Origin of the sequence: Alloacidobacterium sp., from assembly GCF_035631355.1 — a bacterium.
Lineage (GTDB): Bacteria > Acidobacteriota > Terriglobia > Terriglobales > Acidobacteriaceae > Alloacidobacterium.
The window spans coordinates 1-18,847 of sequence record NZ_DASQIX010000014.1; the positions used below are offsets into that span (position 1 = coordinate 1).

The window sequence follows — 18,847 nt, forward strand, 5'->3', positions numbered from 1 at the left end:
TTCTTGTGAACATCCAGTCCGATGTAATACATATCGTCTCTGAGGAGCCTCCGAGGTTGTTCTCTGAATCAGCTTGGGCGCTGAGTTCAGCTTCTTGTAACACCTCGCGCTCCTCTTCGACCTAGCATTCAAACAAACCGCTCAGAATCGTCGAACGTGAAGCGCATCGTCAGAATTCGACTCACTTTTATGTTGCAGCCTCCAATGGCTGATCCTTTTGCTCCCCTAATCAAAAGCCTAAGATTATCGCGGGTTCTCCCAACGTTAATAGGATGCTCGCAATGCGGCCCACCACATCTTCGTAATTGGGCAGAAGCAAGGGCGTAAGGCTATCCGCCAGGTAGCCGAAACATGCAGCGATCAGCAGGACGCCCAGGATGCGGAGGAGGAAACCCGAGCGAAACACGAGAATGCCAAAGGAGAAGAGCCAGGGCCCAAGGATCCAGCCGAGAATGTACCCATAGCGATGCAAATCGAGGAACAGCATGGCCATCGCCTCCAACTGATGTTTGTCGAAGGCGGACAGGAAATCCCCGCCGCGCAAGAGCGTCAGCGCGGCAATCTCGTTCAGCGAATTTACGATTGTTGGCGATTTATGTGAAGAATGCGCGCGATTGGAGAAGTGCTGGAAAAGGCTCGAGAACGACACGGGACGCACGCTGTTGGCGGCCGCTTGTTTGATGCTTTTTCTGAGCATACCTCTCCTGATGCTCTGGAGCATGCAATAATTTCCAGCTAAATATTCTGATTTTGACGTTGATTGTGACATCGGTGTGCGAGGACCGGCGACTTCGCATCACGCATCCCGGTGTATGCCATGCTGTCCGCGGCCGGCGGCGATCAGTATTCAATCGCCTTGCCTCAACCGCTGCAAGTGGATTGTCCTTCGAAGGCATATTGCGCGGCTTTAAGGTGGGCGAAGTTACGCAAACAAATCATGCGCCGAATTGTACGCCGCGCGTGTTTCGATTCGGACATAGGAGACCATAGAGGCAGATAGAGTCAAATAAGACAAAGACCTTCTGGTCATGTTTTGTCCCCGCTGTCGAACGGGAAGTTACAAGCCTGCATCAAAGCTATTTGACGATGAGGCTCCACAATTCCTTCATTTCTATATCGTTGGTCTGCGCGGCGCTTGCATACGGAGGGACGCATAGCAGTGCACAAAATTCCTCCAGCTTGCCAGATGAGCCGATGCCGCGGTTCGAGGCGGTGTCACCGATTCCAAGCTTGCTGGTGGACGACAGAGGGCGGGTCACGCGCTCGGGCGGCGTCGACGCGACCACTGGTGTGCCCCAGCGAGAAGCGACTTGGCGCAGTCTGCCGGGAGATTTCCTGCATGATCAGAAAGACCTGTGGACATTTCCCTTGCGGCTTGCTCGGGGCAAATACTTGTTACCGACAGCGATCGTGGTGGCGGGAACCGTGGGCCTAATTTATGCGGATCCGCATGCGGCGAAATACTTCCGTAATAATGCGAAGACATGGGACCCCTTCACGGATGTGTTCGACCCAATGATCACCACAGGCGAGGTCATCGCACTTCCGGCCTCGCTGCTGACAGCGGGCTACATTCGACACGACACGCGTGAGGTAAATACGGCGATCTTGGCGGCCGAAGCTTATGGCGATAGCGTGGTGATCAATCTGGCCATCAAAGCGGCCACACGTCGTCAGCGTCCCTCGGACGTTCCGCCCGGCGGCACCTTCGAGGACACGCGTTTCAATGGTGGAAAATCGCCTCTTCATGGCAGCAGTTTTCCATCGGGGCACTCTACTGCTGTGTGGTCCGTGGCAACTGTGGTGGCCGAGCGGTATCGGCATCGTGGCAAACCTTGGATTCCAGTGTTGTGCTACACGATGGCTACTGCGATCAGTTTCTCGCGAATAGCAGACAGTGCGCACTTCCCCTCGGATGTTTGGCTCGGCTCTTCGCTGGGTTACACGATCGCGAAGTATCAGACTTTACGACCGCGCTAATCTCCGCTGAATGGTTCCAATTGCATGGCACATTCTTTCCCTTCTGGCCGTTATTTTTCTGTTTCAGACAACGCTGATCGCAACTGCGTATTGGTTCCGCTGTCCGATATCGTCACACTTCTAGGTGCACCGAACAGCTTCCCTGCAAATCCACAAATTTATCGACCATGTTAGCCACGATGATGCAGGCGAGATAGAGCAAGCTGGGTACACAGTCTGCCTCGCCGACTCCTCAGGAATGACCCACCAAAAACAGAAAATATTGATAGCAGTCTGAATTTGTAACCTCCAGACGGGAACAGGTGCATCCAAGAGATCGGAGACATTTCTGGTGAATATTGCAGCAATGAGTGTAGTATCTTGGGCCTTTTAACGATCTTCGTCCCCGTTTCGATTGGCGCCTTCGTTGTTGGCCTCATCGCAGTTGTTTTTCTAACTGCCTTCCTGCTTTCTGGAGTGTTCGGGCCGACGCCGGAATATGAAATCAACAACAAAAATCAGTTGTCGCCGAACTCTTCGGCAGAGTTTCTTGGCCTGCTTGAATCACTTGTTGATGCCAGGGCGAATCGGAAAGGCATGGTAGAGGTCCTGAAAGACGGGCCCTCCTTTTACGGTGCAGAGTTAAACGCGATTTGTCATGCTCAGCGCAGCGTGAATCTCGAGGCATATATCTTCCAAAAAAGCACGATCGGACGCGAGTATCTCGAAGCTGTCACTGAACGAGCAAAAGCAGGTATTCACGTGAATATTTTGCTCGACGCATTTGGGAGTGGAGGAACAAGCCGCGCGTTCTTTCGTCCATTACTCGAAGTTGGTGGAGAGGTGAGATGGTACAACTCACCGACATGGTACCGATTAACACGATTGGACAACCGTACCCACCGAGAGCTGCTGATTGTGGATGGTCGGATCGGATTTGTTGGAGGGGCCGGAATCGCAGATCAGTGGTATTCCGGCTTGCGAGGAAAACCAAGATGGCGTGACACGATGGTGCAAGTTGAGGGCGAAGCGGTACCCAATCTGCAAGCCACGTTTGCCGAAAATTGGGTGACAGCAAATGGCGAATTGTTGGTTGGCGATGCATATTAAGAGGCTCACTCAAGAGTTGTGCCGTGCTGTCGAGGAGCGCGGCGTAAAGTTGCGCATCCTGGTTCCCGGACACCAGAGCGACCATCTGCTCACACGAAGTGCCAGCCGCTCAGGATATGGCTCGTTGTTGAAGGCCGGCGCCGAGATTTATGAATTCCAGCCTGCGATGATCCACGCAAAAATCCTGTGCGTAGATGAACTGTGGGCGGTCGTTGGCTCAACCAACTTCGACTATCGATCCTTCGGAATCAATGATGAAGTCAATCTCGCAGTGTGTAGCAGAGCGTTCGCCGAACAGCTTGAGCGCGACATGTCAGGCGATCTCGTTAAGAGCCGAAGGGTCTCTCTCAACGAATGGAAACATCGGCCGATAACCGAGCGCGTGCCAGAGTTGCTGGGCTGGCTTTTCGAGCGGCAACAGTGATGAAGGATGTGGTCCGTTTTCGTATTGCCACTTATAACATTCACAAGTGTCTAGGCTTTGATCGAAAAACATCTCCTGATCGCATCATCGCCGTCCTTAGTGAACTCGATGCACACGTCTTGTGTCTGCAAGAAGTTGTGGATGCACCACAGGGTCCTCGCGTTTTTGATCAGGCAAGAGAAATAGCGAGCGCATTTCCGGATTACACGTGGTGCTTTGGATCGAATCGCAGTTATCGCGGCGGCAACTATGGAAATATGACTTTGACCCGCTTCCCGCTGCAAGGTTGGCAGAATTACGATATCACTCATGGGATGCGTGAAAAACGAGGCGTATTACACGCGAACATAGCGATCAATCCGGGGCAAACGGTTCGTGTATTCAATTTGCACTTAGGCACCGGCTATATAGAGCGGCGTTCACAGGCAGCCCGGCTGCTGAGTGTGGACGTGCTTGGCCATCAAGAATTGAACAACCCGCGTCTGCTTGTAGGAGATTTCAATGAATGGGCTTCGGGACTGGCCACAAGACTGCTGCGAGGCAGCTTCAAGACATTCCAGCCACGACATGGATTGCGCTTTCCACGCACATATCCGGGGATATTACCAGTACTTTCCCTGGACTACTGCTACTACGAGGCGCCATTGCAGCTTGAGAGTGCCCGTTTGTGGCGGACTCGAAGAGCCTTGATAGCGTCCGATCATTTACCCTTAGTTGCAGAGTTCCACGTTCAACAGGAGTGCGCCGGCAGGCTATAAACGGGGTCTGCTCCGTGGAACGCAATAGATGTGCCATTCGGCTGAGGAGAATTTTACGTGCAGTCGGATCCTGGATGCAGTCGGAGATTACTCTGACGAGAGAGTGAAGCACAGGCGCAAATCTCGCGCGATACGCTGATTGACAAGCTATAGGCCAACGAGTAGGTTGCGCGCTTGCTCCCCGACCGCCGAGGGCGCGCCACGATCACCCTCACCGGAAAAGACGTTTCGCTGACGGAGCAGACGACGATCACAGGAGTCGGTCAGGGCTTCATAACGACAGGCGTGATGCCCATCGAAAGAATTCCTGGCATCGTTCCTGAAGCGCGGCAGGTCCTGTTCGTTTCCTGAAGGAAATGCATTTGTGGGAGGGGAGTTGGTTACCTTTCCAATGAACGAGGCCGCGATTGTCACATCGGTGAAATCGTTTCGCGAGGCCGAGGACCTGATTCGCACAGCGGACCGCAGCGACCCAGAAGTGCGTAAGCAGCTGGGCAGCCTGACCGCGGTGCTCCGGAAGTTCCTGCACAAGGACGAGAACTGCGTGTGTCAATGTGACGACTGTGTCGGCGGCGATTGCGACGATTGCTACAACGGCGTCTGCTTCGATGAGAACTGCGAAGGGCATACCGACGAAGAGCGGCAGCAGGCGCAGCAAACGGTCGCATTGCTGTGGGTCGGCTCTGCAGCAAACTATGCGGCGAAACTGAGTAGCATCAGTGAGCAGCCCTACTCGACTTTCATCAGTGCGGCGTGTTTGACAAAATGAGCAAGTCGGTGACGATCAGCCCTGGAGGAAAAAATATGTGGGAATCGCGGATATGGCGGGGGAAAACAGTTTATCGGTCCTCATGGTATTGGCAGGTTCCCAACTAGATAAACCGCCGATAGGTAGGTCTTTCGGCGTTCCACCATCGTTATGCTGATGCGGCTGAATCTTCCAACTCGGGCAGGGCGTCGTCAGATCAAAGCTCTTCATATCGAATCGTCGTTGTCGTCGCAGAGCGGTCATAGTATCGCATGAGAGCGTCTCATCGCAGCGCGTAGAATCGCCTAGAAGCTGCTGCTGGTGTGTGTGCCAATGAAGCCCTCTTGGGAAAGGCTGGGGACCGTGAAGTATCTTTTTCATCGATTCCTGCTGTTCGTGCTGGTTCTGTGCCCTGTCGTTCTGAGGTGTCAGATTGACGAGTCGAACCTATTCAACGGAGACGGTTCGCCCGAAGCCTATATTTCGTTCTCCGAAGATAACCCGACAATCTATATGTGGTCGGGCAAGCCTGTAGCATACCTATCATCGAGCGTTGGCGGTGGCTTCAATGTTTATGGGTTCAACGGTAAACACCTCGGATGGTACGTCGATGGGACTGTACGTAACCACGAGGGCAACCCTGTCTGCGGCGTCCATAGAGTTGTCAGAGATGTCTCACTTCCAAAGTCAGAGCCGCTGAAATCAATCAAACAATTGCTTCCTCTGAAATCGTCAAAGGAACCTGCTCCTCCGAGACCTCTCTACAGGAGGAAATGGTCTTCTGCGCCGTGCGGATTGTTTTTCTCAGATGGGGCACTTCCTTGAATCCGATTTTGAAGACGCTCATGTCAAGAGGTGATTCAACGTGCGCCGAGCATCGCTGCGGCGAGCTGCTGAAGGGAGTCGAGGCAGAACGGGACGTGCGCGACCGCGACAGGAAACTTGCGGCAAGGCCCGAAGTCAAACGATAAGACTTCGGGACAGTCCACCCGGGGTTCCGGGCTAAACTCCGGTCTGTATTTTTGGCAGGACGAGCTTCATCCACTCGAACGCGGTGGACTGGAACAAAAACATCGGCCGCGTTGCGGTTGAGGAACGCGGCCAATTCCCTCTTGGTATTGATCGCCATAATGTACTACTCCGATTGCGAAACTCAGAACTGTTACCGTTGACAGGCCGTCTTCAGAACTACCTGATCGCAGCGCGCTTTGCCGCCTCTACGCCGCCGAGACGACTTGCGACGTGGATATTCAGCGTCCTGATTTCTCGACCGCTCTATGAGCCGCGCAGACGGAAAGGAATTTACAACGCGTTCATCGTGCATTGTGTGAAAAAACAAAACGCGCCAGCGGTGATGCTGACGCGTTTGTGCCGGCATTGTTTACAGACTGAGCGTAACAACTCGTAACATAAGGGCTGTTATTTCGTACTTACCTGAAAATGTTTCGGTCAAGTAAGTGCTAGTAATGGGTAGTTAGCCAGTTATGGATTTGGAACGGCGTTTGGGAAGCTTTCCGACGGCTTCGCGCTTTGCATGATCTCTGTATTCCATCGGAGTCCGCGCGCATGGCTGCCTGTCTTCGTCATCTCCCCACCATCCTCTTTCAATGCTGCGCTCTATTTGATCTTCATCAGCGAATATGACGTGCTCCTGCCTCCGGCAGCATCCTTGACCAGCACCTTTTTGCGGATCAGGTCCTCGATATCGCGCGAGGCCGTGTCCTGCGAGCATTTGGCGAGCTTAGCCCATTTGGACGAGGTCAGCTTGCCTTCAAAGCCGCGTTGAGCGCCGGTTGATCATGTCCCGCTGCCGCTCGTTGGACGTGCAGCTCCGCACACCGCGAAGGCGCGCGTCGTCAGGCCTCGGTGAAGCCATCAAACGCTTCCCGCACAATCGCTTCGATCGCGATCACCTCGTCATCCGTCAGCTTCGCGAATTCGCCCTCACGGCACTTGCGACCGAGTCTGTTTTCGTTGAGGCGGATAGACCTGATCAGGTTTTCCGCGATCATGTCCGGCATCTCGACTGTGTTCATGACGCGGCGCATCGCTTTGTCGTTTCGGCGCAGGAAATCGATCTCCCGCGGCAGGTCGTTGTCGATCGCCTGCGCGACGCAGCCATAGAGAAATTCCGCCGCTTCCGTGCTATCGAAATAACGGTACAGGTCGGCGGTGTCGTTCTGGACATCGACGTTGTGTACCGGTGTCGGCCGCCAATCAATGTAGTCCATCAGCGGCCCCGAATGCGCGCGCAGCCTGTCGCGGTATGTCTCGATCCGGTCGAGCATGACCGGCGAGACAGGGAACACCATCCCCAGCGGCGTGAATTTTCGCTCCGCCAAGGACGTGATGGATTAGGCAGCGATGCAGACGCCCGTTGCCGTCCTGGAAGGGGTGGATGTAGACAAATCCGAAGGCGGTCGCCGTCGCCTGCAACACTGAACTGGTCCAAGGCAAACAGCTCGCCGGCGAATGATTCGGCTGCGCACCGCATCGTGACGGCTTTAACCGGCGCAGGGCTTAAGGGAATCGAAGTCACGGCCAGCAATGAGATCACGATGGATGGGGCTTCCGGTGTTGCCGGACAGTGGGGGCGAACTTTTGGACTCGGCGGGGGTCAGGCGCCATGTATGTATCTGCACAACGGCGACCTCGTTGCGTGGGACATCCAGAAGGCCGGGCAGGGTGTCCAGATTATCGTTCCCGATGGATGGACTGTTTCGTCAAACTTGATCACTCCTGGCGGGACCATTTCTCCTCCGGCAGGGTTCAACCAATGGAACCGGCTGGGCGCAACTCCATCAGCCGACTGGCACATTCTGAATGGTCAGGGCGACCGCATCGAGGTTCCTGCGGGCTGGCTGGTTGACGGCGAAAAGCACACCATTCTGCCGCCGTTGGATTCAAGCTGACGTCGAACGGCAAAGGGCGAGGTGGAGTCATCAGCAGCATTCCCGACGCACCTTTCACGGGCATGGGACAACGCCTGGCGCATTCCGCAGCCAAGACGCGAACCATCTCCTGAAATCGCTACGTACCTGTAACCTGCGGCGACTATTCGACACTTCTTGCCTGCATTGGCAACTCATGGCACAGCCGGCACTGCCTTGCGTTTTTCTTTGAGTGTATTTTCAAGCGAGTCCGACGCAAAAGACTCGATCGTTGGTCGCAGCATTGCCCCCATGCCGAAAGGGATCGAACGCGCCAGAGTGACAACTTCGCATTCAATGTAGACGCCACCGTCGCGCTCTTCTACGCGCCAGTATGAGTTCATTGCCCAGAGAAATCCAAGTCCCTCACCTTGCGGCAACACTTCTTCGTCAGCTTCTCCGGCATTGCGGACTTCGCGCACGCTCGCGGAGCGGGAGCGCACACTGTAGCGATCTTTGCCGAGCGGGAAGAAGTCGATGTTGTGGACAGTGTCAAGCACGACGATCACGACTTTGTGTTTCTTGAGCCGGTAAAAGACCTGATAGTGGTTGCCGTCGTGCGAAAGCACGCGCGCCCGCACAATCTCCGGCGCGTAATACTTCGCATAGTTGGCGTAGTCCTGGTCGATTTTCAGGACTTGTGCGAGTGTTGCCTGGGGCAGAAACGCGCCACCAATCCAGTCTTCAACTGTTCCGCCATCGATTTGCGGGGCATGAATTTGCTGGACCTGAATCTCACCTTTGTGGACCGCTGCAAGTCGCTGCGGGTGCTGGTCAATCCACAGAAAGCCGTCGCGGGAGGCATTTTGCACATCAACGCGGGCTTCAAGTGTCGCGATGTAATTCTGGAATGCGGCTTTCGCCTGGGCCGGTTCCTCAGCACGCGCAAAACAAGCGGCCAGAAGAAGCAGAGCGAATGTACTCTTACGAAAAATAGTAAACAAGGTGTCCGGTAAAATGGCAGATGCGCGACTCTATATCGCTCCTATTATCTTATGACGAAGCTTTATTTCGCGATCTGTTCAATGCCGGAGAGCTTGTCGTAGTGGCACGAGATTTCGTTTGGTGTCCAGACTGTGCCGTCAGCGTAGTTCACCTGCTCAAGGGTGACGCGAACCACTCCATAAGCGAACAAATTTAACGGTAGGGCTTCTCCTGAATGGCCTGAGAGCGTCATGTCGCGCGTGGCAGTGATTGCGTCGAGATCATAGATGCTCGGTTTCACATATAGCACAACATGAACCTCTATTGATTTGATCTGTTTGCCGCTCTGATTTTTGTAGTTGAAGACGAGGCTGTCGTCTGCTTCCGCGCTTTGCTCCACAGGCATGTATCGCGCGTTCTGCTTGAGGTCAACATTTGTGAAGGCCACGGGACAGCCTGTCTGCAGGTTGAGAATGGGCCCAGGAGGTAGGACTGTAATGCCCTGAATGTGAACGTCTGGTGATTTTTGCTGTGTGCTGCTTTGGGCGAACGCGCCGATAGCTAATGCGGTAAGAAGAACAAGAGTTATGAGCTTCATCGGACAATACCTCCATCCACAGACGTTCTCTCACTCTTTGCCGCCAGCTTAACACAAACTGGACGCCGTCAGCGTTGCACATGCCTTACTCTGCTGATGTGAGGATCCATCGCGCAAAGCTCGAAGAAATAGACGCTGCTTACGGCATTGTTTCCGAGTACTACGAGGCGGTAAGTGTACTTGTGCGCGATGACCGTATCGCATTTGAGCAGGAGTACTTTGTAGACGGCGCGGGGCTCTGGCTGGCGACAGCCGAAGACGAAGTCATTGGCTGCATCGGATTGCACCGGCTGTCTCATCTCAAAGATGGTGCCGAGGTCAAGCGCCTCTATGTGCGTACCGCATATCGCGGGCAAGGCGTAGCTGAGGCCCTTCTACAGACTCTGGAAGACTATGCAACCGAACAAGGATACAAAGCCCTTTATCTGGACTCGAAAAAAGACCTGATGCCTGCAATCCGCTTCTATCGGCGGCATGGTTACGCGCCATGCAGCCGATACAACGACAATCCGCAGGCGACGATCTTCATGCGCAAAGAGTTACACTGAAGGAAGTTTCATGGTATTCGTCCTCGACAACTACGATTCGTTCACCTATAACCTGGTGCAGTACATGGGTGAGTTGGGCGCGGAGATGACGGTCCGCCGCAATGATGAGTTGTCCGTGGACGAAGTGGAAGCGCTCAAACCCGCGCGTATCCTGATTTCGCCCGGACCGTGTACACCGCAGGACGCGGGCATCTCGATTGATATCGTGAGACATTTTGCGGGCAAGGTCCCGGTCCTCGGCGTCTGTCTCGGGCATCAAGCCATCGGCGCAGCCTTCGGAGGCAATGTTGTCCGCGCGCCGCAGTTGATGCATGGCAAAACGAGTGAAGTGACGCACGACGGCAGAACAATCTTCAACGGCCTGCGAAACCCGATGACCTGCACCCGCTATCATTCTCTGATTGTCTCGGGAAAAGGCCTGCCGGACGAGCTTGAAGTTACAGCGCGTACTGTTGACGGCACCATCATGGGGCTTCGTCATAAGAAGTACCCAGTCGAGGGCGTGCAGTTTCATCCCGAAAGCGTCCTCACGCAGGACGGCAAGCATCTGATCAGAAATTTTCTGGAGCTTTAGTTTTCATGGTGGTGAGGTTTTTGCTGGTTACAGGCGCGGCATGTTTCACATCTCTTGCTGCGATAGGCCAGCAGCAGCCCATTGCTTATGTCCCGACGGAAGGCGTGACGGTTGCCGGTTCGCTCGAAGTCGTCAACGGCAAGGCCACAATTGGCAACAACGGCAGCGTTACGGCGGGAGACAAGACAGCAGTGATCACGCTCGCCCGTGGCGGCGAGGTGCGTCTGTGCGCTTCGACGACCATCCATCTCACGCGTGACAAGTCAGTGCTTCCCGCCATAGGCGAAGATTCAACCGCGCTGATGCTCTCTCTTGATCGCGGCGCTATTGAGGCCCAGTACAAAACTGGTTCATACTCCGACGTTCTGCTGACTCCTGATCTGCGGATTCTGGTTTCCGGTCCAGGCGACGCTGATTTGAAGATGCGCGTAAACCAGAAGGGCGACACCTGTATCGACAACCACGGCGACAATGCTCCGTACATTACCGTTACCAGCCAGTTCGAAGGCGGTGTTTACCGCGTGAAGCCGAATCAACGCGTGTTGTTTGAGCATGGCAGCCTGCAGCAGGTGGTGGACAACGAACCCGAACCATGCGGCTGCCCGCCTGCTGCGCCGGTCGCCATTGCCACTGCGGACGGCAAGCCGGTTGGCGGCCCTTCATCCACTCCGGCCGATACGGCTTTCCCGCTTGCAGAAAGCGAAGGTCTGAAGTCGCCTCCGCCTCCGCCGTCGCAGCCGGTTGTTCCCGAGGGAACGCCTCACGCCCAGGTTGAAGTCCCGCTGGTCTACAGTGGATCGGCCCCGCCCCAGTCAACCAATGCTCCCGCCGCAGCCATGCCACCGACCGTGGCGAGTGCGCCGCCAGCCGAAGAATCATCTGCTCAGAAGCCCGCGAAGTCCGGCGGGATATTCCATCACATCGGGCACTTCTTCGCCCGGCTGTTCGGGCATAGCTAGCCCTTGCCTGCGCAACCAATAGCCAGCCTCTAGAGCGATTTCAGATATTCAACCAGGTCGTGTTTCTCCTCATCCGTAAGCCCGAGGTTGAACCGGGCGTCATAACTGTTGACGACGTCAAGCAGGGTTTGAAAACGGCCATCATGATAGAAGCGGCCTTTGTTCTGCGGAAACATAAACAGGCCGCGTTCGCGCACGAAGATGCCCGCGAGATTCACTGTCTGGTATGCATGGCCCGGCGAGCGGTCAGCTTCAAAGCTATCGATCTTCAGCTCATCGGCCGTGTGTTGATTCCAGCCAGGTTCTGTCCACAATGGCTCATGATGACAACTGTTGCAATTGGCCTTGCCGCTAAACAATTCGTCACCACGAGCGGCTGCGGCCGGATCAAAGTCGATGCCAGGGCGCGGTTGCACCGCAGGCAGCGACAGCTGATAGAAATGCAGCGCGGCCAGCTTGCCTGTAACCTGGTCGCTGTCTGGATCGACGGAGACATGACCTAGCTTTGCAGCAGCTGCGATGGGGAACTGAGTCGCATCATCGAAGCGTTCATCGAAAAATGTGCCGATACCGTGAAGTTCAAGTACCGCCACCAATGCGTTCCAGTAGGTTACCGTGCCCCAGCCTCCGGACCACGTGTGAAGGTTGTGACCCGAAAGACCTCGGGCGTTGGGTAGTAGGGTTGCGCCGGAAACGTTTGTCCCGGTTACGACACCGTTTGTAATCTGCTGCGGGTTAAACGCCTTACCATCGAGCCCCAATTCTGCGTCGAATTTCCCCGGCCCCCAGGAATTGAGCACGTTGCGAACATCCTGTGCCGTGATGCCCGCGTCCTGCGGTGCCAGACTCAGCAGACTAACTATCGGAGTAAGGTTCGGCGCCGTGGCAATAATCGCGCCAACGTTCAGGTCGCGGTTTGCCAGGCCGTCGATTCGCGCGCCGATTCCCGGTGCAACGGAATCGTCCACCGTTGAATGACAAAGCGCGCAGGTGAAGCCGACTTTTGTCAGCGTGTTGTTGTTGAAGGTGCCCACCACACCCAGTACCGCATTCTGTTGGATTAGCTGAAGGGTCACGGCGGGGTCATCGAGGTTGACCCTGCCGTGTTGGATGGCCTCAATGACCGAGGGCGGGAGTGCCTCCGCGTCAACTTTCAGGCCGAGAGCGAGAGCCGTCCGCGGTGTCAGGCTCTTGACAGACTGCTGGATTTGGAGCTGTCCGGTCCAGAATGCTTCGTCACCGTAGGTATCGAAGCGAAAGGTGTGTCTTCCCTGGTCGATCATCGCTTTCGCATTTTCTTCGGCGTTGCCGAGAAAGCTGGACTTCCTGTCATTCTTCATGCCTGACACGGAAATTGCAGCCAGGAGGAATGCGGCTGACACCGAGAATAGTATTACTTGACCTTTTTTCACTTTGTCCCCCTTTCATAGAAAGAGAGTTTGAAGACCCTCGTTGGTTACAACCCTCAGTGTCCAGCGTGAGCAGCCATCTGGGAGCTGAAAAACAGGAAGAAGTTGGAGCCAACTTCTATCGCTCTGCCCGCTGCTTCCGCGTCATCCATCGCTTTAGAGGAGGTAATCCCGCTGCTGGCATCGGCCGCTGGCCAGTCGCTCTGGAACAGGATTAGCACGGGTCTCACTTCCCACCAGATCGGCTGGGTGTTTACGCGAGAATTGTCAACAACATGACTGTGATTGGGAGTAGGAACGAAGATTGGCATGGTTGGCGGCCCTGGAATTTTGCCCAGCGCGACCAATGTCTCCGACAGGTCAACGGATGAAGCATGCATCGTACAGGTGCCGGGAACGGGGTTATTCGGGTCTGGACACTGAGTCGTGATAGCCGGGTTCACTTTCGCCTTCCAGGCTTCGGGCAGAAAGCCGAACAAGGAGATGAGGGCCTTGCCTAGAGCAGGACCGCACAGTTCGTTGGGCCTTCCTCCATTCGGGCATGGCATTGCATCGTTGGGGTTTTGATCATTGTCGACCGAAAACATCGGAAGGAATACGTACAGATGAGCGGTGTGTTTGATATTCCCGCCCGTCGGGTCCTGTGTTGGTTCGGTGATCGGCTGGCAGATCGGCGTCTGCATCTCATTCGGATCTGATTGCGCCATAATCCCATTGAAATCGAGATCGAGTGTCGGCTGATCGACGCAATCGAAATTTTGTAGATAGGTGAAGGTGATTAGCCGATTGTTGCCGAAGCCGTGGGTTTGGTTGGGAGCTAATTGCTGAGCCGCTGTGCTACAGACGAACAAAACAGCGGTTGTAAGAGTGAGCAGTGACGTGAGACGAGTCATCGCGCCTCCTTGTTCTTTAGGAGAACGAATGGAAGGATAGGAGCAATGGCTCATTAAGTTGTCATGGGGCTGTCAGAGGACAGTTATTTGAGTGTGATTTAAATGTCGTAGTGTTGTCGTCCTTTTATTTCTGTTGTTACGGGGCAGGATGGCAACAGATACAAGTGTGGATGCAAGAAGATTAGTTTTCACTCGAACATCAGCCAGTTTGACAGGGCGGAGACTCACGGCTTGGCGTTAGCCGCGTTTCTAGCACCATTGAACATCTGCCGCTGTCACTGTGATTGCAAAAGGGCTGCCTATGCAGCCCTTTGTCTCCGCATTTCCTGTTTTCGCGACATTGTGGTGCACCGATAGGCAGATGTCCTCAAGAGACTTACAGCAGCTTGATCGAGCTAACTTTCAATGTATCGCCTTGTACTTCTCCATCGACATTCACGCGAAGGTGATCTTTTTTATCTGATGCTTTAAGAGCCTCCAGAATCTTTGCATTTCCAGCGGCATCAAACTTCAGAAATTTCTGGTCATTCGTAACGATGCCAAAGCCGCTCTTTGCGCACTGCAAAGCGCAATCGCGAGTGTGCAGGTCAGGGTTCGCAGCCACTTTCTTAGAGCAACCGACATCCACGACTGCCACATTTTCAAAACTGGCGGCGAAGGCGAATACAGGCGCCGCGCACACACCCAACAGCACAACCAATGAAGCAAGCCTTCTCATAAATATCCTCCGGTTAAGTTTTGTTGTATAGTTTAGGCAAATTGTGAGCCTGACACTGTGATTGCATCCTGTTTTAGCGCCACTTGCTGTTCCCGCACCGTCGTCAACTGCGATAGAACAAACGCGCCAATCGCGAGTTCCACGTCGCGCATAGCAAGGTCGAAAAACATACCGCTCGATACAAGGTTTACGGCAATGCCGAGCAGCCAGAACATGACGATGTAGCTTCCAATCTTTGTCCAGCGGCTCAGCACGATCAGCCCGGCAATGATTTCGACCAGGCCAACAACATGCATAAAGGTAGGAACGCTGACTGGCACAACTTTTGTTGCCAAAGGATTCAGATACATACCCCAATCGGCAAGCATATTGAAGTATTTATCAATACCGGTAATAACAGGCCCAGCTCCGAGGCCGATTTTCAGCGCCCACCATGCGATATTGATACGCTCATTGGAACCAGCCATTCTTCTGTCCTCTGGTTAAAAGAGCGGTGAACGAGAGATTGGTTACAGTCGTAGTCGATTACCGTCCCCAGCTTTCTGTATGTAACCTTTTTTGCGGGCCTGACTCTCTATTACTAGAGCTATGCAAACCATCGGAACTCTGGAATGGACAGGTACGGAAAGCTGGACCGACCAGGAAGTCATAGAGCGCGTGAAAGCCGGCGATACTGCTCTGTATGAGATCATCATGCGCCGCTACAATCAGCGACTCTATCGGGTTGCGCGCGCGATCCTGCGCGACGACGCTGAAGCGGAAGACGTGCTGCAGGACGCCTATGTCCGGGCATACCAACACCTTCACCAATTTGCCGGTACTGCACTCTTCTCAACGTGGCTGACGCGTATTGCAGTTCATGAAGCGCTACGGCGACTGCGTTTGCGCAAGCGCAATGAGCAACTGGAAGGCACCGAGTTTGACGAGGAAGACTCCATGAGCATTGCCGAATCGTCACCTGATCCTGAGCAGAGAGCGTCCATTGCCGAGGCTGGTCAACTATTGGAGGAGGCTGTGCTTGCCCTTCCGGAGCAGTACCGCCCTGTGGTGATGATGCGCGACGTTGAAGAATTGAGCACTTCGGAAACTGCGGCAGCGCTGTATCTCACCGAGCAGAATGTGAAAGTCCGTCTGCATCGTGGGCGCGCAATGATACGCAATTGGCTTTTTACCCGCGTGGGAGGAAACGCTAAACAGGCATTTCCATTTATGGGCGCACGCTGCGATCGAGTCGTTCTCGGCGTGTTTGCGCGGCTGAACGAAATCAATACATCCAGCTGCAATCTCGCGTAAAGTCAGTTGTCGCAGAGCGACGCCATATGCCGCCACTCTTCTCAACTGCGAAGATCCCTCCACTGCCGCAAAGCCCTCCGCAGCTCTTAATAACCGAGACCAGCGCATGGGTGTGGGTACGGTCGAATCCAGGAACTCCGAGATAGCGCACGAACTTGAGATGTTTGAAACTCTCGCATTCTGAGGTGTTCTGTCGATGCGTTGCCAGACAATTTTGCGCGCGCTTTAGTTCATCGGGCGAAAGCACCTGGTATCCCTGCGGAATAGAAAACTTCCGCTCCCAGTTGTGGCTTTGTTGATTGATCGCAACGAAGGCATCTGCCATCTCATGCTCCTGCGGCGTTGATGGACGAAGGCAGCTGCCGTTTACCTGCGGGATATCAGTGACTGAATTCTGCGCGAAGGCCAACGGCTCCGGCATAGGCGCTTTATAGAGCGCGGAGTAGACATCATATGCCTCGGCGGGAGCTGTTCCACCACCAGGTTGATTGAGCGGACTGGTTGTTGCAAGATCCGTAATGGGCTTGACTGTCCTTGTGTGATGCGGCAAAAACCGTAGCCAGATCAGTATGACCGCAACAACAATAAGGGAGACGCGCAACCACAGGCGCCACGCAATACGCATTACTCACTCGCTCTCTCTGTTTTGGCTCTAATTGTGCCAGGGGCGCATGCGCGGCAGCCATCGAGGTACGTTGCGGCAATATTCTTCATAGTCTGTGCCGAATTTTCCGCGCAATGTTGGTTCTTCATAGAGCATTACGAACAAGGCTACGCCGAGCACACCGATGGCAGTTACAGTGATTGCGGTTTTGGTGATTTGTCCGAAGATAATCCAGAGGCCAGCCCATCCAGTGAAGAAGCCAACATACATCGGGTTGCGAACGTACCGATAGAAGCCGACTATGACCAGACGCCGTGGTGGGGCAAGGGGTGCGGGTGTTCCGCGTCCGGTCCAACCGAAGTCCCATATGCAGCGCAGAGCTACGGCGAAGCCGAGGACGGATGGAATGACTGCGATCCAGCGCCAAGGCGCTACCGTTGCAATGTCAACGCGAAAGCCGAGCCATGGTGGCAGCAGCCAGAACCAAAGCGCGAAAAATACCATCCCTACGATCAGCGAGGCTAGCGCAGTTGGCCAGTGCAGATTGTGATCGGCTTGTTGCCTTGTTCCGGCGTTGCTCATTAGGAACGCCCCTGCCACACCGAAGTATGAACCGCCTGCTAGAAGCGCACAACTCAGAAGGCGGTCCCTGATGGTCAGGGGCGTTCTCGCGGCCTCTGCCTCCCCCGAGTGGAGTGCCGCGCCGTCCCGATCAGTGCAGCAGATTGAATGTGTTCGAAGCATCATCCACGAAATACACGCCGCTCGATGCAGCGATTAGTCCGAACAGTGCGCCGGATCCCGGTGGCGGACCTCCTGTGTTGTCAACGAGCTTGACTGCTACCTGTTTGCCGGTGAAGGGATTGGTTTCGACAATGTTGCCGTCATCTCCATTGGCGGTGAGGATATGATGATCAGGCGCCAGTGCGAGGCCGAGCGGGTCGTTCAGCGCTCCGCCCTGAGTCACTGTATGCCCTGTGCCGGCGGAATGCCAGCGGAAGAGCGCGTCGGGAATGGCAGCAATGCGATTGTCGAGACTGTCAGCGACATAGAGGTTCCCGGTTTCGTCATCAAAGGCAACTCCTGTTGGGCCGATGATTAATGCGGCTGGATCAGTACGCTCTGGGAATCCGGAAGCCACAACGCTACTGTCAAGCAGAATCGGTGCGCGGCCCTCGGGAATAAAGAGCAATAGACGAGCGACCGTTCCTTTATTCACAACGGCGCCGCCAGCGGAGGTAACGTTGCCGTTGAGCACGTTAGTCACAAATAGCGCTGCGATGAAGCCGCCGTCTACGGCGGTCATGTCCCATGGACCGTTGAGGTTGTGGCCGGAGAAGGTCTCGGCTACGTTGCCATTGCTATCAAGCACGATGAGGCAGCCGGGGCCGGTAAAGTTAGTGCCCTGGTTGCTGGTAGGCAGACTGCCGACGATCACGAAACCGCTGCGCAGCGCTACCAGCGCAGTGGTCAGTCCAATTCCGCCCGGGCAGGAGACTTTGGTTGGATCAATCTGGGCGAAGAGGCTGAACCCGCCGTTCGGCGCGATCTGGACGACGGTAGTGCCGGTCCCCTGGAAGTTGTCACTGTCGTTGAAGTTGCTGATGAGGAAGTTGCCGGCGACGAGACTTCCGGTAGTCCGGGGGACACGCGTAACGCCATAGGGGTTAACATCATTATCAGCAGGCATCGTTGTGCTTACGGTGTCCACGGTGTTGAAGTTGCCTATGAATGATTTGTCAGCTGCGCGGGCTGTGGTGGCAGTGGTCAGAGTCAACAGACCCAGTGCGCCAATACGCAGGCAAAGTAAAGAGTTTTGCTGCATTTTGTCCTCCTCTGCAACGGGAACTATGTTGCGCGATGGAGCATGTGTTCACATTGCAGCGAAGTTAAACGTAGAGCGTTTTCAGCGCTCGTGTTGTCATGGAAATGTCCGTATGTTGTCACTTTTTGATGGTGTGTGAGGGGATTGTGTTGCTGCTTTGTCATAACGTAAAGGCGGCGTGTAGTTAGAGGCTTCCACTGCTGGCTACCGATAGCCGAAAACGTTACAATGAATAGTGAATAGCTGGAGACTTCCCGTCTGGCTGTGAGCGCAGGCATCTGTTAAACCCCAGAATTACAAGAGCTAAGGAGTTTTCTTTATGGCGATTCCCGCCACACAAATGCGTCCGGGCATGATTATCAAGCACAACAACGAGCTGCATGCCGTTTTTTCCGTGGAGCACCGCACGCCCGGCAATCTGCGCGCCTTTATCCAGGCCAAGCTGCGGAACCTGCGCTCCGGCGCAATGTTTGAGCACCGCTTCCGCTCCGCGGACGCGATTGATCGCGTGGTGGTGGATGAGATCGCGATGGAGTTTCTCTACAACGACGGCGACGACTATTACTTCATGAA

25 protein-coding genes and 1 pseudogene are annotated in these 18,847 nt (G+C 54.7%); 13 read left to right on the plus strand and 13 right to left on the minus strand.

Annotation, left to right across the window (positions count from 1 at the left end):
- Positions 1-229: 229 nt before the first annotated feature.
- Together VEV40_RS03825 and VEV40_RS03830 are read right to left on the minus strand one after the other, a co-directional pair.
- Positions 230-721 carry a DUF4386 domain-containing protein gene (locus VEV40_RS03825; RefSeq protein WP_324830291.1) on the minus strand — a complete coding sequence of 164 codons (492 nt, stop codon included), beginning with the start codon at positions 719-721 and terminating at the stop codon, positions 230-232.
- A gap of 355 nt (positions 722-1,076) precedes the next feature.
- Positions 1,077-1,286, minus strand: coding sequence for a hypothetical protein (locus tag VEV40_RS03830; protein WP_324830293.1), 210 nt, complete (start codon positions 1,284-1,286; stop codon positions 1,077-1,079).
- 4 nt (positions 1,287-1,290) lie between these two features.
- Between VEV40_RS03830 and VEV40_RS03835 the strand changes: the two genes are divergently transcribed.
- The 7 genes from VEV40_RS03835 (at position 1,291) to VEV40_RS20655 (ending at position 5,824) form a co-directional block, all read left to right on the plus strand.
- The gene (locus VEV40_RS03835) at positions 1,291-1,980 is read left to right on the plus strand and encodes a phosphatase PAP2 family protein (RefSeq protein WP_324830295.1); all 690 of its coding nucleotides are present in this window, start codon (positions 1,291-1,293) and stop codon (positions 1,978-1,980) included.
- Between the two features lie 360 nt (positions 1,981-2,340).
- A complete protein-coding gene (locus VEV40_RS03840) occupies positions 2,341-3,069 on the plus strand; it encodes a phospholipase D-like domain-containing protein (protein ID WP_324830296.1) in 729 nt (242 codons plus the stop codon).
- 16 nt (positions 3,070-3,085) lie between these two features.
- On the plus strand, positions 3,086-3,493 hold the full coding sequence (locus tag VEV40_RS03845) for a phospholipase D-like domain-containing protein (RefSeq protein ID WP_414637788.1): 408 nt from the start codon (positions 3,086-3,088) through the stop codon (positions 3,491-3,493).
- The gene (locus VEV40_RS03850; protein WP_324830298.1) at positions 3,493-4,251 is read left to right on the plus strand and encodes an endonuclease/exonuclease/phosphatase family protein; all 759 of its coding nucleotides are present in this window, start codon (positions 3,493-3,495) and stop codon (positions 4,249-4,251) included. The genes VEV40_RS03845 and VEV40_RS03850 overlap by 1 nt, the downstream gene beginning before the upstream one ends.
- Before the next feature lie 174 nt (positions 4,252-4,425).
- Positions 4,426-4,602, plus strand: a complete 177-nt coding sequence (locus VEV40_RS03855; RefSeq protein ID WP_324830299.1) for a hypothetical protein — start codon at positions 4,426-4,428, stop codon at positions 4,600-4,602.
- Positions 4,603-4,642: 40 nt separating this feature from the next.
- Entirely contained in the window at positions 4,643-5,020 is a 378-nt protein-coding gene (locus tag VEV40_RS03860) for a hypothetical protein (protein ID WP_324830300.1), read from the plus strand.
- A 312-nt stretch (positions 5,021-5,332) separates the two neighbouring features.
- Positions 5,333-5,824, plus strand: coding sequence for a 4-fold beta flower protein (locus VEV40_RS20655; RefSeq protein WP_414637789.1), 492 nt, complete (start codon positions 5,333-5,335; stop codon positions 5,822-5,824).
- Here the strand turns inward: VEV40_RS20655 and VEV40_RS03865 are convergent.
- On the minus strand, positions 5,706-6,128 hold the full coding sequence (locus VEV40_RS03865) for a hypothetical protein (protein ID WP_324830301.1): 423 nt from the start codon (positions 6,126-6,128) through the stop codon (positions 5,706-5,708). The genes VEV40_RS20655 and VEV40_RS03865 overlap by 119 nt on opposite strands.
- Positions 6,129-6,855: 727 nt before the next feature.
- On the minus strand, positions 6,856-7,341 hold the full coding sequence (locus VEV40_RS03870; protein ID WP_324830302.1) for a hypothetical protein: 486 nt from the start codon (positions 7,339-7,341) through the stop codon (positions 6,856-6,858).
- 153 nt (positions 7,342-7,494) lie between these two features.
- Between VEV40_RS03870 and VEV40_RS03875 the strand changes: the two genes are divergently transcribed.
- Entirely contained in the window at positions 7,495-7,911 is a 417-nt protein-coding gene (locus tag VEV40_RS03875) for a hypothetical protein (RefSeq protein ID WP_324830303.1), read from the plus strand.
- Positions 7,912-8,084: 173 nt separating this feature from the next.
- On the opposite strand, the gene VEV40_RS03880 is transcribed toward VEV40_RS03875, so the two are convergent.
- Together VEV40_RS03880 and VEV40_RS03885 are read right to left on the minus strand one after the other, a co-directional pair.
- A complete protein-coding gene (locus tag VEV40_RS03880; RefSeq protein ID WP_324830305.1) occupies positions 8,085-8,873 on the minus strand; it encodes a hypothetical protein in 789 nt (262 codons plus the stop codon).
- Positions 8,874-8,935: 62 nt separating this feature from the next.
- The gene (locus tag VEV40_RS03885; protein ID WP_324830307.1) at positions 8,936-9,451 is read right to left on the minus strand and encodes a hypothetical protein; all 516 of its coding nucleotides are present in this window, start codon (positions 9,449-9,451) and stop codon (positions 8,936-8,938) included.
- 80 nt (positions 9,452-9,531) lie between these two features.
- Between VEV40_RS03885 and VEV40_RS03890 the strand changes: the two genes are divergently transcribed.
- From VEV40_RS03890 to VEV40_RS03900, 3 genes are read left to right on the plus strand one after another with little or no spacing between them, the layout of a single operon-like run.
- Entirely contained in the window at positions 9,532-9,999 is a 468-nt protein-coding gene (locus VEV40_RS03890) for a GNAT family N-acetyltransferase (RefSeq protein ID WP_324830309.1), read from the plus strand.
- 10 nt (positions 10,000-10,009) lie between these two features.
- A complete protein-coding gene (locus VEV40_RS03895; protein ID WP_324830310.1) occupies positions 10,010-10,573 on the plus strand; it encodes an aminodeoxychorismate/anthranilate synthase component II in 564 nt (187 codons plus the stop codon).
- Between the two features lie 5 nt (positions 10,574-10,578).
- Positions 10,579-11,532: a hypothetical protein gene (locus VEV40_RS03900; RefSeq protein ID WP_324830311.1), complete on the plus strand. Its 954-nt coding sequence runs from the start codon at positions 10,579-10,581 to the stop codon at positions 11,530-11,532.
- 29 nt (positions 11,533-11,561) lie between these two features.
- Here VEV40_RS03900 and VEV40_RS03905 read toward each other — a convergent pair whose 3' ends face one another.
- From VEV40_RS03905 to VEV40_RS03920, 4 genes are all read right to left on the minus strand, one after another.
- Positions 11,562-12,872, minus strand: coding sequence for a hypothetical protein (locus tag VEV40_RS03905; RefSeq protein WP_324830313.1), 1,311 nt, complete (start codon positions 12,870-12,872; stop codon positions 11,562-11,564).
- Between the two features lie 125 nt (positions 12,873-12,997).
- Complete coding sequence (locus tag VEV40_RS03910; RefSeq protein WP_324830315.1) at positions 12,998-13,834, minus strand: hypothetical protein; 837 nt, start codon at positions 13,832-13,834, stop codon at positions 12,998-13,000.
- Positions 13,835-14,210: 376 nt separating this feature from the next.
- Complete coding sequence (locus tag VEV40_RS03915) at positions 14,211-14,552, minus strand: hypothetical protein (protein WP_324830317.1); 342 nt, start codon at positions 14,550-14,552, stop codon at positions 14,211-14,213.
- A gap of 32 nt (positions 14,553-14,584) precedes the next feature.
- The gene (locus tag VEV40_RS03920; RefSeq protein WP_324830320.1) at positions 14,585-15,019 is read right to left on the minus strand and encodes a hypothetical protein; all 435 of its coding nucleotides are present in this window, start codon (positions 15,017-15,019) and stop codon (positions 14,585-14,587) included.
- Positions 15,020-15,140: 121 nt separating this feature from the next.
- On the opposite strand from VEV40_RS03920, the gene VEV40_RS03925 reads away from it, so the two are divergent.
- The gene (locus tag VEV40_RS03925; protein ID WP_324830322.1) at positions 15,141-15,845 is read left to right on the plus strand and encodes an RNA polymerase sigma factor; all 705 of its coding nucleotides are present in this window, start codon (positions 15,141-15,143) and stop codon (positions 15,843-15,845) included.
- Here VEV40_RS03925 and VEV40_RS03930 read toward each other — a convergent pair.
- From VEV40_RS03930 to VEV40_RS03940, 3 genes are all read right to left on the minus strand, one after another.
- Positions 15,817-16,470, minus strand: coding sequence for a hypothetical protein (locus tag VEV40_RS03930; protein WP_324830324.1), 654 nt, complete (start codon positions 16,468-16,470; stop codon positions 15,817-15,819). The two genes, VEV40_RS03925 and VEV40_RS03930, sit on opposite strands and share 29 nt — an antisense overlap.
- Before the next feature lie 27 nt (positions 16,471-16,497).
- On the minus strand, positions 16,498-17,031 hold the full coding sequence (locus VEV40_RS03935; protein ID WP_324830325.1) for an isoprenylcysteine carboxylmethyltransferase family protein: 534 nt from the start codon (positions 17,029-17,031) through the stop codon (positions 16,498-16,500).
- A gap of 130 nt (positions 17,032-17,161) precedes the next feature.
- Complete coding sequence (locus tag VEV40_RS03940; RefSeq protein ID WP_324830326.1) at positions 17,162-18,274, minus strand: hypothetical protein; 1,113 nt, start codon at positions 18,272-18,274, stop codon at positions 17,162-17,164.
- A 319-nt stretch (positions 18,275-18,593) separates the two neighbouring features.
- Here VEV40_RS03940 and VEV40_RS03945 point away from each other — a divergent pair.
- Positions 18,594-18,847: pseudogene (locus tag VEV40_RS03945) on the plus strand (elongation factor P); the annotation flags it as partial.